This window comes from Taibaiella soli (assembly GCF_003236175.1).
Classification (GTDB): domain Bacteria; phylum Bacteroidota; class Bacteroidia; order Chitinophagales; family Chitinophagaceae; genus QKTW01.
On sequence record NZ_QKTW01000018.1, the window covers coordinates 1 to 14,938 of the forward strand.

At 44.5% G+C, this 14,938-nt stretch carries 9 protein-coding genes; 2 read left to right on the forward strand and 7 right to left on the reverse strand.

The window, feature by feature from the left end:
* A partial coding sequence (locus DN068_RS12990; RefSeq protein ID WP_207798933.1) for a hypothetical protein occupies nt 1–533 on the reverse strand: 533 nt, incomplete at its 3' end.
* A 145-nt stretch (nt 534–678) separates the two neighbouring features.
* Here DN068_RS12990 and DN068_RS12995 point away from each other — a divergent pair.
* Nucleotides 679–2,964 (forward strand): T9SS type A sorting domain-containing protein, encoded by a 2,286-nt coding sequence (locus tag DN068_RS12995; RefSeq protein WP_165836392.1) that lies wholly within the window; start codon nt 679–681, stop codon nt 2,962–2,964.
* Between the two features lie 297 nt (nt 2,965–3,261).
* Nucleotides 3,262–5,613: a T9SS type A sorting domain-containing protein gene (locus tag DN068_RS13000; RefSeq protein ID WP_110999367.1), complete on the forward strand. Its 2,352-nt coding sequence runs from the start codon at nt 3,262–3,264 to the stop codon at nt 5,611–5,613.
* 199 nt (nt 5,614–5,812) lie between these two features.
* On the opposite strand, the gene DN068_RS13005 is transcribed toward DN068_RS13000, so the two are convergent.
* From DN068_RS13005 to DN068_RS13030, 6 genes are all read right to left on the reverse strand, one after another.
* The gene (locus DN068_RS13005; protein WP_110999368.1) at nt 5,813–6,676 is read right to left on the reverse strand and encodes a penicillin-binding transpeptidase domain-containing protein; all 864 of its coding nucleotides are present in this window, start codon (nt 6,674–6,676) and stop codon (nt 5,813–5,815) included.
* A gap of 220 nt (nt 6,677–6,896) precedes the next feature.
* Nucleotides 6,897–8,342 carry a TolC family protein gene (locus DN068_RS13010; RefSeq protein WP_110999369.1) on the reverse strand — a complete coding sequence of 482 codons (1,446 nt, stop codon included), beginning with the start codon at nt 8,340–8,342 and terminating at the stop codon, nt 6,897–6,899.
* Nucleotide 8,343: 1 nt separating this feature from the next.
* A complete protein-coding gene (locus DN068_RS13015; protein ID WP_110999370.1) occupies nt 8,344–11,517 on the reverse strand; it encodes an efflux RND transporter permease subunit in 3,174 nt (1,057 codons plus the stop codon).
* Between the two features lie 347 nt (nt 11,518–11,864).
* A complete protein-coding gene (locus DN068_RS13020; protein ID WP_110999371.1) occupies nt 11,865–12,965 on the reverse strand; it encodes an efflux RND transporter periplasmic adaptor subunit in 1,101 nt (366 codons plus the stop codon).
* 165 nt (nt 12,966–13,130) lie between these two features.
* Complete coding sequence (locus tag DN068_RS13025) at nt 13,131–13,559, reverse strand: hypothetical protein (RefSeq protein ID WP_123985341.1); 429 nt, start codon at nt 13,557–13,559, stop codon at nt 13,131–13,133.
* A gap of 291 nt (nt 13,560–13,850) precedes the next feature.
* Complete coding sequence (locus DN068_RS13030) at nt 13,851–14,825, reverse strand: M23 family metallopeptidase (protein ID WP_110999373.1); 975 nt, start codon at nt 14,823–14,825, stop codon at nt 13,851–13,853.
* Nucleotides 14,826–14,938 lie beyond the last annotated feature (113 nt).

Below are 14,938 nucleotides of genomic sequence, written 5' to 3' on the forward strand. Positions count from 1 at the left end.
CCGATTTTTTGGGGGGACGTCATATTCCCATCGGTATGTGTATACTCTGAGCCTGTACCAGTATAAACTCTTGATTGCACGTCTTCTTTTACAATAAAGGGAATGCCAAAAGTTGGTATGAAATTAAGCTCAGTTGTTCTGTGTTTTCCTAAAGCGATACCAATCATTGGCATCAGATTCAGGCAGGCATTCTGATAATTTATAGACGCATCGTCATGGCTCAGCACAAAGCTTGTGGAGAATTTAGTCATGGATATTCCGGCTCCTGTTCCAAGTCGAAAGCGGGTTCCGATTTTCCATTGAAAACGGCCGGTAATGATTGGCAGCGGATGTTTTTGAGTCTCGACAGCTTCCGAAAATTTTCCGGTCGAAACAGCCCACGGACCGGATAAACCAGCGTCAATTGTCCAGCTGTCTTGTGCCTGAGCGGATATGTAAATGGCCGATGTGAAAAAGAGAAGGATGAATTTGCGCATAAGGTCAGGTGTGTTGTTTTTGCCTAAACAAAATAATTCAATCGCCATTGATTTCATATAGCATCTGGTTCTGGAATGTCACAGTATGATAATTTTTATTGTCATACCATGTGAGGTGCTATGATAGTGCAGTGATACTTTTTAAATTTGGTTATCGCTCATTTTAATGTCACCAAAAATGATAAAGAACTCTATCTTATTAATGACCGCAATATTTTGCATGGCAGGTGGACGTATCTATGCACAAAACTGTGGTACCGATGCGTATAACCAGAACTATAAAGCGCAACATCCCGAAGTGGCCGTTTATGAACAGCAATTGCAGCAGGAATTGCTGCAAAGCATGAAAAAAATAAATCTCAATAAGTTTGCCCGCACGACCAATCAAAACGAAACTACGGTTTACGATGTACCTGTTGTGTTTCACATTATTCACGATTATGGAAACGAATACATCAGCGATACCGTAGTGTACAATGTGCTGGAACGGGTCAATAGTGTTTTTGCCAAAACAAATTTTTCGGAACTGGCGGACATCTTTCCAAATTATGCGGGTGTAATACCTGGCACTACCAAAGATTACGTCGGTAAGGCCAATATTCATTTTCATCTTGCTACAATAGATCCGCAGGGTAATCCCACACATGGCATTACGCACCGCCGGTCTTATCTGGCTTACAGAGGAGACGACAACTGCAAATTTGACCAATGGACACCGGCATCTTATGCTAATATCTGGATCGTGGGGTCTATGGCTCAGATTAGTTCGGAAGGAGGCTATACATATGGCATTCCGGCCGCCAACGGAAATCCGTATATCGATGGAATTATACAGTCCTACGGGTATATTAATGTCAACAATAATCTCAGTCATCATTTTGGACATTTTCTGGGTTTGCAACATCCGTTCACAAGTGGTGGCTGGTGTGGGGACGACGGGGTAGACGACACACCGCCGGTTGGAGCTACAGGTGCGGTTGTAAATGGTTGTGTATTTGATACCTCATGTGCACACGGTTATTTGAAACAATACACGTACAATGAAATGATGACATTGTATGGTGAGATATATCCAGGCTTGTCTTTCAATCCTGTGGACAGCACTTCGTTAATCGACTATCCAGATACGTCGAATGCTCAAAATATAATGTTAGCCTACCCCTGTTCTAAAATGTTTACCTATGGACAAACACAGGTGATGCGCGCTGTACTCAACGGCACAATGGCCAATAGGAGCAATCTGATCAGTAGTTCGAATCTTACGGTAACCGGAGCGTTGGCTCCCTGGCCAGATCTTCAGCCAGTGGCCGATTTCTCGTTGAGCAGGGTCACGCAGAGCTTTGCGGATCATGTTCCGGCGGACAGAGTTTTCGGTTGTATGAATGATTGCACGTTTACTTTTACTGACCGTAGCTGGAACGATACCATTATTGATCGTCAATGGACGTTTTCCAACGGCGCAACCAGTCCAGTTGCCACTACACCAACTGTAACCAATAAATTCTCACAACCAGGTTGGGTGGATGTAACACTCACTGCAACCGGCAACGGAACGGGCAGCAGTACTATAACCCGGAAAGCTGTATTTGTCGCAGATACCGCGGCTATCAATCCGGATGGTTATTTTCAGGAATTCCGGCCTGGCGATATCAGTAACTGGCCCATGTTTAATTATTACAACAATGATTTCAAATGGTCTGCGTCGAAGTACGGCGTTTACGATACGACAGCTATTTGCTATAATAATTTTGACCCGCGTATCGACAATGTGTATTTGTTGGGCACGTCTGAATTGCTGGGTACACCCGGTGGCGATTATGACGATCTGTTTACGCCTGCTTTCGATCTCTCGGGTCCACAGTACACCTACAATTGTAACCTGAATTTTATGAGCGCTTCAGCTACGCGTGCTACCGTTTTTAGTGATATGAAAGATTCGTTGGAAATCTGGTATTCGATAGACTGCGCGCAGAGCTGGAAAGTGTTGAAGATATTCACCCAGGATTTGCTGCACAGACAAGGAATGGTCGCAACAAGCTATCATCCCGCATCGCCCGCAGACTGGACTTTTCAAAGCATCGATATACCGCAGAACGCAAAAACCAGTAAAACATTTTTCCGCTTTCGGTACAAGCCAGGTGTCAATAGTCATGGCTTTGGGACAGGAAATAATTTTTATATGGATCGTTTTCAAATCAATAATGTGCCTACCGGCGTAAACGCTGTAACGCTTGAAACAACAGGCTTAACGCTTGCTCCTAATCCAACTGTGGGCAGCACCAATTTGTATGTAAAAGGAGGTAGTGGGCAGGCACAGATTCGTGTAACGGATATTACGGGAAAGCTTGTGTATTGTACACAACAGGTCTTAAATGGAAATTTGGCTACTATAGAGATTCCTGCTGCAAGCCTTGCTGTGAAAGGTATGTATCTGGTACAGATAATTTATAACCAGCAAACGCATACAGAGAAGTTGATGGTATATTAAAGCTGAACGCCTGAGACTGAAAGCATGCTCTTTTTTTGAATGGAGTTAGATAAAAAAACAAGCCGTTCCACTGTATTGGAGCGGCTTTTTATTGCTGCTTTAAACGTCATGCTGTGGTAAAATGATTGTCATGAAATAAAACATCTGATGTATTTGGTCGTTGGAAACTCTTTGTGGTATTGCCTTTGCAGAGAATGTCACAGTAGGATAATTTAATTGTCATATAGGATTGGTTTGAATGTCTGTGTAGTGGTACAGTCTACTTTTGAAGTATCTCTATATTTTAAATATCACCTAATGACTAGAAAATCTATCTTATTTGTCTCAGCACTCACATGCCTCTCCGGCGGACTAGTTCGTGCACAGCAGGTTTGCGGCACGGATGAATTTTACAGGAAGTACAGAGCGGAACATCCTGAAGTCGCGGTTTACGAAAAGCAATTGCAGCGGGAATTGTTGCAAAACATGAAGCAATTGAATCTTCAGAAATTTGCCAGGACGACCAATGAAAATGAAGACATCGTTTACGATGTGCCGATCGTGTTTCACATCATTCATGATTATGGCGCCGAATATGTCAACGATACGTTGATTTACGCCACTGTTCAGGGTATTAATGAAGTTTATTCCAAAACAAATCTTGCGCAGATGGCTGGTGTGATTCCAACATTTGCAGGTGTTATTCCGGGTACAACGAAAGACTATATTGGTAAAGCAAATATTCAGTTTCATCTGCCGACAAAAGATCCGAATGGTAATCCGACTCATGGTATTACCAGGCGCAGGTCTTATCTGGCATCAAACGGTGATGAAAACTCTAAGTTTGACCAATGGGCACCAGACTCCTACGCGAATATCTGGATCGTAGCCAGGATGAGTGCCAATCACGATCGTGCTGCGGCTTATACAGTCCCGATTCCGGGCGCGGCGGCAAATCCGTATATAGATGGAATCAACTGTCTGTATGATTATACCAACCGCGACAACACACTTAGCCATGAGCTTGGTCACTACCTGAGCCTGGATCACCCATGGGGAAATACAAACAATCCGGATATTGCCTGCGGCGATGATGGTGTAGACGATACGCCACCTACAAAAGGCCATAATCCGCCACCGGCAGGCCAAAGCGGATGTACTCCGGCAAATTTGTATGATACTGTTTGTACACAAGGGTATTTCAAAAAATATTCCTACGATCAGATGATCACATTGTATGGTGAGATATATCCTGGTTTGTCTTTTAATCAATATGACAGCACCTCATTTATTGATTATCCCGATACAACGAATTCGCAGAACGTAATGGACTATACCTACTGCTCTAAAATGTTTACCTATGGGCAGACACAAAAAATGCGTGCGGCGCTGATCAGTACAGTTGCCAATCGTAATCATCTTTTCGCTGACGGAAATCTTGTAGCGACGGGCGCGTTGGAATCCTGGACAGATCTGCCTCCTGTGGCGGATTTTTCACTGGGTCGTATCAGTGGCAGTATTGGAGATAAAGTGCCTGCCGACAAAGTTTTCGGTTGTGTCAACAGCTATACTTTCACCTTTATTGACAGAAGTTGGAACGATACCATTGCCGGCCTGAGTTGGACATTCTCCAACGGCGCTGCCAATGCCACCGCATCTTCCAAAACGGTAACCAATACATTTTCAGAACCGGGCTGGGTGGACGTAACGCTAACGGCAACCGGAAACAATGGTTCAGGTAGTAATACGATAGAACGGAAAGCCGTGTATGTGGCTGATCTTACAGCAATCAATCCTGATGGTTATCTGCAGGAATTTAATCCGGCTGATATCGGAAACTGGCCCATGTTTAATTACTACAACAATAATTTTAAATGGTCGGTATCGAAACACGGCATGTATGATACAACGGCCATCTGCTATAATAATTTTGATCCTCGTGCCAATAACGCATATACTTTGGCCACATCAGAATTACTGGGAACGCCTGCCGGTGATTACGATGATATGTTTACACCAGCTTTTGATCTTTCGGGTTCACAATATGCAGCCAACTGCAATTTGAATTTTATGAGCTCCAGTACTTCCCGGACAACAGTGCCTGCAGATATGAGAGATTCACTGGAAATCTGGTATTCTACAGATTGTGCTAACAGTTGGAAGCTACTTACTATTCTAAGCAAGGGGGCATTGCATGTTCAAGGCATATCGGAAGTAAATTACAGTCCGGCGTGGCCTGCTGACTGGACGCTGCAAAGCATCAATATTCCTGCCGGGGCAAAATCCAATAAAACGTTTTTCAGGTTTCGTTATAAACCCGGCGCTGGCGCAAATGGTTTAGGTTCCGGAAATAATTTTTACATGGACCGTCTGCATATCAATAACATGCCGACAGGTGTAAATTCTGCGATGCTGGAAACAGCGGGCGTGACAGTGGCGCCAAATCCTACGAAGGGCAATGCAAATTTGTATGTAAAAGGTGGCAGTGGTCGGGCAGAAATTCAGGTTGCAGACATTGCCGGAAAGGTTGTGTATCGAACACAGCAGGCATTAAATGGAAATGTAACCGTCATCGACATTCCGGCTGCGAGCATTGCTGTGAAAGGGATGTATCTGGTGCAGGTAATTTCAAACCAGCAAACGCGTACCGAGAAGTTAGTGGTTTATTAAAGGCTGAAAGCTTGCTCGTGCGAATAACGGTCGGACGGTCAGTGTCGGCTGGCTATTATTCATTTTCAATAATACAAGAAAAGGTTGTCCCGTTCGGGACAACCTTTTCTATCAATTTGACTATTGTGAAGGTTTAAGTCATAACAGCTGTATACTTGGTACCTAGTACTTACTACTTAGTACTTGCCACTGCCCGAGGCTAGTTGATCGCTCCGTAGTCTCTGAGAATATTGTGAACAATATCGAGGCGGATTTTTGCCCAATCCTTTGTGGTATCGCCGTTCGGAATTTCGAAATTCTCTGCGAAGAAATAAGGATAAGCACGCATATTGCCTTTGTTCATAGATTCTTTCGGTTCTTTTACTGAAACCTCTCTTTCTGCGAAGCCAACTATCCAAAGCAACTGACGGCCTGGAAGATCGCTCCAGCCTGTTTTATAATACAGTTTATAACCGGCAGTATCTTCACGCAGCATCATACTGCGCACGATACGCTGAGAACGTTCGGAAAAAGGTAATTCATTGAAGTAGAGGCGTTTTACAAAGCCGAGTTGTTCGTCTGCGGAGATTTTTAGTGTATCATTCAGCCAGAACTGATCGATAGCGCCGCCGATACGCATATTGCCATATTTCGCAGTGTCAATATAGTGCTGCATCAGGTTTGGACCAATACGACGTGCCAGCTCCTGAAAGTAGCCTACATTGCTCAGCTTAAATGCTTCACGCATATTCATATCCTTGTTCCATTCAGGCTTCGAACGCACTACGCTGTCCCATTTAATCACCATCTGCTCGTCTGGTGCAATACCTGTTTCCAGGGCTACCAGTGAGTTGAAGATCTTAAATGTTGATGCCGGTGAAAATCGCTCCAGGCAACGGTCTTTGTTGTAATAATGGATCGATTCATGGTTGTTGTCCCGCAGGATAAAACAACTTTTCTGAATGCCATTATCCGTAAAATATTTGCTCCATTCGTCATGATCCTTAATGCGGCTTTCCCGGCAAGAAGAAAAAATAACGGCGGTCAAAGGAAGTAGAAAAAGAAAAATGCGACCTATACGCATATCAATGCAGATTTTTTGCAAAAGTAATTAATCAGTTGACAATGGACAATTGACAGTTGACAATGTCCATTGTTTGTTGGCACAGATACAAAATCATTTCAATGTCAGCAGTTTTTTTAATTTTTTTTATTGTCGGCACGGTAGCTACGGTTAAACATCCGTTGCGTCGCACATTTCGTCGGCAGTACTACTATTGAGGGTAACTGTCAATTGTTCACTGTCAATTGTCAACTGTAAAAGAGCCGCCTCCCAGCGCCCTATAAAGTTCTATCGATTGTGTAAATAATAATTTTCTTGCATGGTTTTCTTCAATCTCGGCTTCAAGCGCACTTTTTTGAGCCGTAATAATTTCCAGGTAAGTAGCGTAACCGGAAACATATAGATCACGGGCGGAAGAAACAGCATCCTGTAGTGCCTGCGTTTGTTGCTCTTTCATGTGTAGCATTTTTTTTGTTTGTTCCAGTTGCTGCATCGTCGTTACTACCTCGCGAACCGCGTTGAGTACCGTTTTCTGATACATGTAGTAGGCCTCTTTGTTTTGTGCAATGGAAATAGCGTAAGCAGCGCTGATCTGTTTTTGATTGAAAACAGGCGCTGTCAGTCCGCCGAAAATACCCCATACAAACGAGCCAGGGTTAAAAAGCAGCGAAGGATCGAACGCGTTGAAACCAACCGAAGGATTAATCGTCAGTGAAGGTAAAAATGCAGCACGTGCTACTTTTACATCTGCCTTAGCGGCTTGCAGTGATAATTCTGCTTCCTGGATGTCAGGACGATGCAGCAGCAAATCTGACGGAACACCTGTGTGTAGCCGCTCCGGAAGATTTTCAGGAGATAATTCCTTGCTGCGATCGATATGCGCAGGATATTGCCCCATCAGGAATCGTAGCTGGTTTTCCAGCGCTATGATTTGTTGACGTGTACTGTATTCAAAACTTTTGGTGTAGTACAGCTGCGCTTCAAACTGTTTTACCGCAAGCTCTGTAGCGCGTCCACCTTCTTTTTGCACCTTCACGATATCTAGTGCTGCTTCCTGTAGTTGCGTATTGCGTTTGACGATAAGCAATTCATTGTCGAGTGCCAGCAATTCATAATAAAGCGTTCCCGTTTGTGCGATCAGGGCAGTTGCAATGAGTTGCCTTCCTTTTTGAGTTGCCGCAAAACGTGCTATGGCAGCCTTTTTCCGGTTTCTTAATTTTCCCCAGAGATCAATTTCCCAGGAACTCCGCAACCCTAAATAATAATCCGGTGTGGGTGTAGGAATACGTTGCTTGTCGGAGATATTCTCAGAAAATTCCGTGTCATAGTTACCGACACCATTCATCGTATAATCTCCATAACGCTCTACGCCGGCCGTTGCCACCGCATTGATCGATGGCAATAAAGCTGCCTTAGCCATGCGTAATTGTTCTTTAGCAATCGTCACGCGCTGCAATGCAATCAGCATGTCCTGGTTGTTCCGCAATACAGAATCAATAACCGTTTGTAAATGCTGGTCTTTAAAAAACTGCTGCCAGGCGATGTTTGCGGCGTTGACGGAATCACTGTTGTGATATACATCGGTGGGTACAGAAACCGAATCTGGGATCTGTACGCGTTTTGCTGTGTGGCAAGATGCCAGCAGCAAAGCGCTGATTATAAAATATAGCAAGAATGATCTTTTCATTTTAATTGACTTGTTCTGGTAAAGAATGATGATGATGTTGCTGGTGGCGATTGGCTTTTCTGCGTTTGCTTTTTTCAGCGAGTGAGGCGAAAATCACATACAAACCTGGTGTAAGGACTAATCCGAAGATCGTACCGATCAGCATACCGCCAGCCGCCGCTACGCCAATGGAACGATTACCGGCAGCCCCTGCGCCACTGGCAATGCACAATGGTATTAACCCGGCAATGAATGCAAACGATGTCATGAGGATTGGACGCAAACGCGCGACCGCACCTTCTTTTGCAGCCTCTAAAACAGTGATCTTTTTTTCTTTCTGTTGCTGAATGGCAAATTCTACAATGAGAATCGCGTTTTTGCCCAGCAATCCAATAAGCATTACCAATGCCACCTGCGCGTAGATATTATTTTCCAGACCGGCAATTTTCAGCAATAGAAGTGCTCCGAAAATACCTGCGGGAAGTGATAGTATAACCGATAGCGGTAGAATAAAGCTTTCGTATTGCGCAGCCAGCAAGAGATACACAAATACCAGACATAACGCAAAAATGGCAGCGGCCTGATTGCCGGAAAGAATTTGTTCACGCGTCATGCCCGACCATTCATAACTGTAGCCGCGTGGTAATTTTTCTTTCGCTACTTTTTCAATCGCCTTGATCGCTTCACCACTGCTGTATCCCGGTGCAGCGTCACCATTGATCATTGCCGAAGTGTACATATTATAGCGCGTCAATTGCTCTGGTCCGTACACACGTTCCAAACGAATGAATGTGGCATATGGAACCATTTCGCCACGATTGTTTTTTGTGTACAGATTCAGAATGTCTTCTGGTTTCGTTCGGTATTGAGGTCCCGTTTGCACCATCACTTTATACAACTGTCCGAAGCGAATAAAATTTGTGGCGTAATAACTGCCCAGCAAGGTTTGTAGTGTAGACATTGCATTGTCAATTGTTACGCCTTTTTTCGCAGCCATATCCTGATCCACATGTATCAGGTATTGTGGAAAACTTGGATCGAAACTGGTGAATGCACTGCCAATTGCTTTTTCTTTTTTCAGCGCGGTAATAAAATCGTTCGCTACCTGTGCCGTCTGCGTCAGGTCCGTCGTTCTGTTTTTATCTAGAAGACGAAGTTCAAAACCACTGGCGTTACCGAATCCCGGTACGGTTGGCGGCGGAAAGAATTCAATCGTTGCATCTGAAATTGTTTGTGCTTTCTTTTGCAGTCGTGCCATGATTTGCTGCATGGTTTCTTTCCGATGATCCCAGCTTTTCAGATTGATCATTGCCATGCCGTAAGAAGAGCCCGCCACATCGTTCATCAAACTATAACCGGCCAGCGTACTGATGTTTTCTACAGAAGATTCCTGCTTTGTAAGATCTGAAACGGCTTCCAGTACTTTCTGTGTACGTTCTACCGTAGAGCCTGATGGTGTAGTAACATTCACATAAATCATACCCTGGTCTTCGGTAGGAATAAAACCACCCGGTAATATGCTGTTTACACCCCAGGCTGCAACACAGAAGAACGCCAGCATTGCAACTGTAATGCCTTTGCGGCCGGCAATACGGCCAACGATCGATTTGTATTTACGTTCTGTTTTGTCGTAATTTTTATTGAACAGCGCATAAAATTTTTGTAGTCCTGTTGCTTTGGTTGGTTTTGGTGAATGTTTCAGCAGCAGTGCGCAAAGTGCCGGCGTCAGGGTCAATGCATTGATGCCGGAGATAACAATGGCGACAGCGAGCGTCAGCGAAAACTGCCGATAAAAAACACCCACAGGGCCAGATAAAAATGCAACCGGAATAAACACCGCAGACATTACTAACGTGATTGCCACAAGTGCCCCGGATATTTCCTTCATGGCTTGTATAGCCGCTTGCAGCGGTGGTAAATGTTCTTCCGACATCTTTACGTGTACAGCTTCTACCACTACAATTGCGTCATCAACCACAATACCAATGGCCAGCACAAGTGCAAACAAAGTCAGCAGATTGATGGAGAAACCCATCGCCTGCATAAATGCAAGTGTTCCGATCAGGGCCACAGGAACGGCTAATGCGGGTATCAATGTAGAACGGAAATCCTGCAGGAAAATAAAAACTACGATAAATACGAGGATGAATGCTTCCAATAAAGTGCGCAACACTTCGTGAATACTCGCGTCCAGAAAGCGTGATACATCATATGCGTAGTTGTAATCCATGCCCGGTGGGAAGCTGGAGCTTTTCAGCTCATTCATTTTCTCTTTGATGTTGTGAATCACTTCCCGCGCATTTGAGCCTGGTCTTTGTTTGATCATGATGGAGGCAGAGGGGCGGCCGTCGGTTTCGGAAACCATACCATAGCTAAGCGTACCGAATTCTATATCGGCGAGCTCTTTGAGTTTAAGAATAGTACCGTCATCTGCGGCCTTGATGACTATGTTTTCATATTGTTCCGGTTCGAAGAATTTGCCTGTATAACGAAGCACATATTGCACGTCCTGCGCATGTTTTCCTGAACTTTCACCTGTTTTGCCGGGCGCTGCTTCTATATTCTGATGTTTCAATGCTTCAATCACTTCATCGGCAGAAACATTGTAAGCGAGCATTCGGTCAGGCTTTAGCCAGACACGCATAGAATACTCACGCGCGCCCATGATTTCTGCAAAACCCACGCCATCTATACGTTTCAGCTCTTGCAATACATTGATGTCCGCAAAATTGTAAATAAATTCTTCATCGGCAGCAGAGTCGGTACTCACGATATTGAGGTAAAGCAGCATGCTGTTTACTTCTTTTTCTGTAGTGACACCGGCCTTAATTACTTCTTCGGGAAGCTCATCAAGAATAGTAGTGACGCGGTTTTGCACGTTCACAGCTGCCTGATCGGGATCGGTGCCCACTTTGAAGAAAACCTGTATGAGCGTCATGCCATTATTGCTCGATACGGAGGTCATATAGGTCATGGCGGGAACCCCGTTGATAGCACGTTCCAGCGGCGTGGCCACTGCTTTGGTACATACCTCGGCATTGGCGCCGGTATACTTGGCCGTCACTGTTACAGACGGCGGTACAATGTCGGGAAACTGTGTAACTGGCAATGTGTATAAAGCCAGCACACCCAACAGTGTAATGATTATGGAGATGACCAGTGATAACACCGGCCTTTTTATAAATGTGGATGTCATTTTTTATTTCTGATTGGGATGAAGTCAAAATTCAAAAGTCAAAATTCAAAACAGGGTGAATCAAACGTGAAACGTCAGATGTTAAAGCACGGATTGTGGTAAAACACATGTCATCCTGAGCGGAGGCGAAGGACGATCGTCAATGGTCAATGGTGAACGGTCAATAAGAGTCGAGTAACGAACATGTCATGTCGACGCAAGGAGACATCCCGCGTAATGAGGATATAACTCGCGAATTGAAGCATGTCGTGCTTCGACTACGCTCAGCATGACAAAAGTGCTTCGAGCGCTTAGCATGACAAGGCAACGCTGCGCAGTTTTAAGCTTTAGGCTTTCAGCGTTGAGCTTTAGTATTTCGGTGCTATTTTGTTTCCGTCTTTAATTGTTTGAATGCCTTCATAGACCAGTATATCGCCCGGCGCTAAACCTGACTGCACAATGTAGTAGGCGCCGATACGCTGTTTCGGTGTAAAGTTCCTTTGATGTACAATGTTGGCCTGATCTACTACAAATACATAATTCTTGTCCTGAATTTCAAACACCGCCTTTTGTGGCACAAGTAATGCGTCTGCCACGTCATTGGTAATAATGATTTTTCCCGTAGCACCGTGTTTTAGCACTTTTTGTGGATTCGGAAATTTAGCGCGGAAGGCAATAGCGCCTGTACTTTTGTCAAACTCGCCTTCACCGGTTTCAATCTTTCCGGGGAAAGGATAGATGCTGCCATCTGCCAGTTGTAGTTGCACATCACCAAGCCAGGTGCTGTCTGCCGTATGTTTTCTTGATTTGATATGATGCAGGTATTCGTTTTCCGAAACCGAAAAATAAGCATGTACAAAACTGAGGTCAGATACGGTTGTCAGCAGCGCACCTTCATTCACAAGACTGCCCAGCTTTAGCGGTATACGGTCTATGACACCGCTGAACGGTGCGCGGATGGACGTATAAGAGAGTCGCGTCGCTGCATTGGAAACTACTGATTGCGCTTCAATGATGCGTGCTTTGGCAACTGCCTCTTTTGCCTCTGCTAATTGCTGTTCGGTTGCAGAAATGATTTTTTTATCTACGAGCAATTTCACCCGGGCTACTTCCAAACTGGCAGCACGCGCTTCGGCTTTGGCGCTGGTTAACGCTGCCTGCGCTTTCTCCAGTTCCATCCGGAATTCTTTGTCATTGATCTGAAACAGTAGATCACCTTGTTTTACTTCGCGGCCTTCGTCTACGGATATTTTTTCTAGGTAACCTGAAACTTTGGTGCGTATCTCTACGTTCTGGCGCGCTTCAATCGCCGCCACATAATTGCTGTGCAAAAATGTATCGGACTGGCTCAGCTTAATAACCGGATATACTGGCGGTTTTTCTGTTTCGTTTTTATCTGATGCTTTTATCTGGCAGCCGGCAATTGCAAAAGCCAATACTGCACACAAATAGAAGATGTGTTTGTTCATCACTGAAAATTCATTGCATGGCCGTCCGCAGTCGATTTATAACAAATGCGGCACAGCAATACAGCTAGTAAAGGAATAAGAGTAAAGCCTGTAAAAGGCAAAGACATTTTAAGCAGACAACGGATGTTGTCAACTAAATATAAATGTGGAGGGAAAAATCAGTGGTTAAAACAAGGCGAAACGATGCAGATAACTATAATACGCAGAACGTATTCCTTCGTCGTAAGTAAAATGTGGTGGCGGATTTTGTGCCGCGGGCGGATAGTCTGTAATCTCTTCCGGTGCCGGAATCGTTTGTGCTACCTGAACGCGGACTGACTTGGCTATATGATGTACAACGTAATCACAATGGGAAAGTGAAGAATCATTTTGACGATCGCCGAAACCTAGAAAATCAGCAAAGAAATCGCCGACTTCATTGACTACAAAATGCCGAAACGAACCGGAAAGTTCATGAACGTCAGCCTCGCCATATACATATTCATCTGTAGTAGGCGTAACGCCGGAACCATAACTGCCGGGCAACACGAAGCTCATCAAGCCCATGGCAATGATGAAAAGAATACATGCTGCTTTATTTATAATTCGGTTCAACGCCGCAAATTTACTTTATTCGGTTGACAGTTGACAATGGACAGTTGACAGTGTTTGTGTTTTAGTTTTTCCTGTGTCGAAGGACGCGCTGGAATCCTCCTTCTTTGAAGGTGTTAGAGTAGGCCTTGTCATGCTGAGCGCAGTCGAAGCATCGTGCACTGGCCTTTCTTTACCTCAGAAATGCGTATCTCGCGGGCCCCTTCCTGCGTCAGGGTGACATTTTTTACAATAACCCGTGCTTTGACATCTGACGTTTCACGTTTGACCATTCGCCATTGCCCATTCACCAACCTAGTCAAACGATTGGTTCGTAGAGCCTGCCATGCGGATCATACGTTCGTAATCGGTTGCCGAAAGATCGTTGAAGAAATAATGGATCGGGTCAATTTTTTGTCCGTTTCTGATTACTTCATAGTGGCAGTGCGGTCCCGTACTTTTTCCGGTGCTGCCTACCCAGCCAATTACCTGTCCACGTTTTACTTTCTCACCTGGGTGCACTTTTATCTTGATCATGTGACCGTATAAAGTGCCATATCCATAGCCGTGATTGATCACCACGTGATTGCCATAACCGCCATCATCATAAGAAGTAGAAACAATAGTTCCATCGGCAGTAGCGTATATCGGCGTGCCCAGTGCAGCCGCAAAGTCAAGACCCGTGTGCATTTTAGGCGTTTTGTAAATAGGGTCGATACGATAACCGAAACCCGATGCCATATGCGAAAGGTCTTTGTTGGAAATCGGTTGTATTGCCGGAATAGAAGCGAGCATCTGTTCTTTGGTCTGAACAAGGTGCTGCAGCGTATCATAAGATTTTGACTGAATCTGAACGCGGCCGCGTAAATCTTCGAGCTGACCAGTGACTTGTTCTGCGAGATCATCAGAACTCAGGTAAGCAAATTTCGCAGGATCTATTTTACTATAATTCTTTCCGTGGCGGACACTGTCCGGAAGCGGTGCAGATTCAAAAATGCTGCGATAGACATTATTGTCGCGGTCTTCAAGCTCCGTAATATTTTTATTGAGATCATTGATTTCTTTCTGCAGCAGACCGTATTTTTCATACATCGTCTGCATATCGCCACGCATTCTCTTTTCTTTCGGCGAATCAAGAAAGCGAAACGCAATTGCCACAATAATCAGGGCCGTCACCAGACTCGAAGATAAGAAACCCAATACCCGCAGCAATTTGGTACGCAGTGGCACTATGAGTTTCTCAAAACGATGTGTGGTAGTATTGTAGTAATATTTTTTAATGCGTTTCAATACAGACGAAATTGATCGGCAAAATTAACTGCTTCATTGCTAATAAGCAGATATAAAGAGTTTGTTTGTGTATCTGAATGATACAAAGCTATTTTTGATAAATAAAAATGATA

Excerpts from the sequence above, each read along its gene's own strand:
- DN068_RS12995 (WP_165836392.1), top strand. The coding sequence starts at position 679 with ATGACCGCAATATTTTGCATGGCAGGTGGACGTATCTATGCACAAAAC.
- DN068_RS13000 (WP_110999367.1), top strand. The coding sequence starts at position 3,262 with ATGACTAGAAAATCTATCTTATTTGTCTCAGCACTCACATGCCTCTCC.
- DN068_RS13020 (WP_110999371.1), bottom strand. The coding sequence starts at position 12,965 with ATGAACAAACACATCTTCTATTTGTGTGCAGTATTGGCTTTTGCAATT.
- DN068_RS13005 (WP_110999368.1), bottom strand. The coding sequence starts at position 6,676 with ATGCGTATAGGTCGCATTTTTCTTTTTCTACTTCCTTTGACCGCCGTT.
- DN068_RS13015 (WP_110999370.1), bottom strand. The coding sequence starts at position 11,517 with ATGACATCCACATTTATAAAAAGGCCGGTGTTATCACTGGTCATCTCC.
- DN068_RS13010 (WP_110999369.1), bottom strand. The coding sequence starts at position 8,342 with ATGAAAAGATCATTCTTGCTATATTTTATAATCAGCGCTTTGCTGCTG.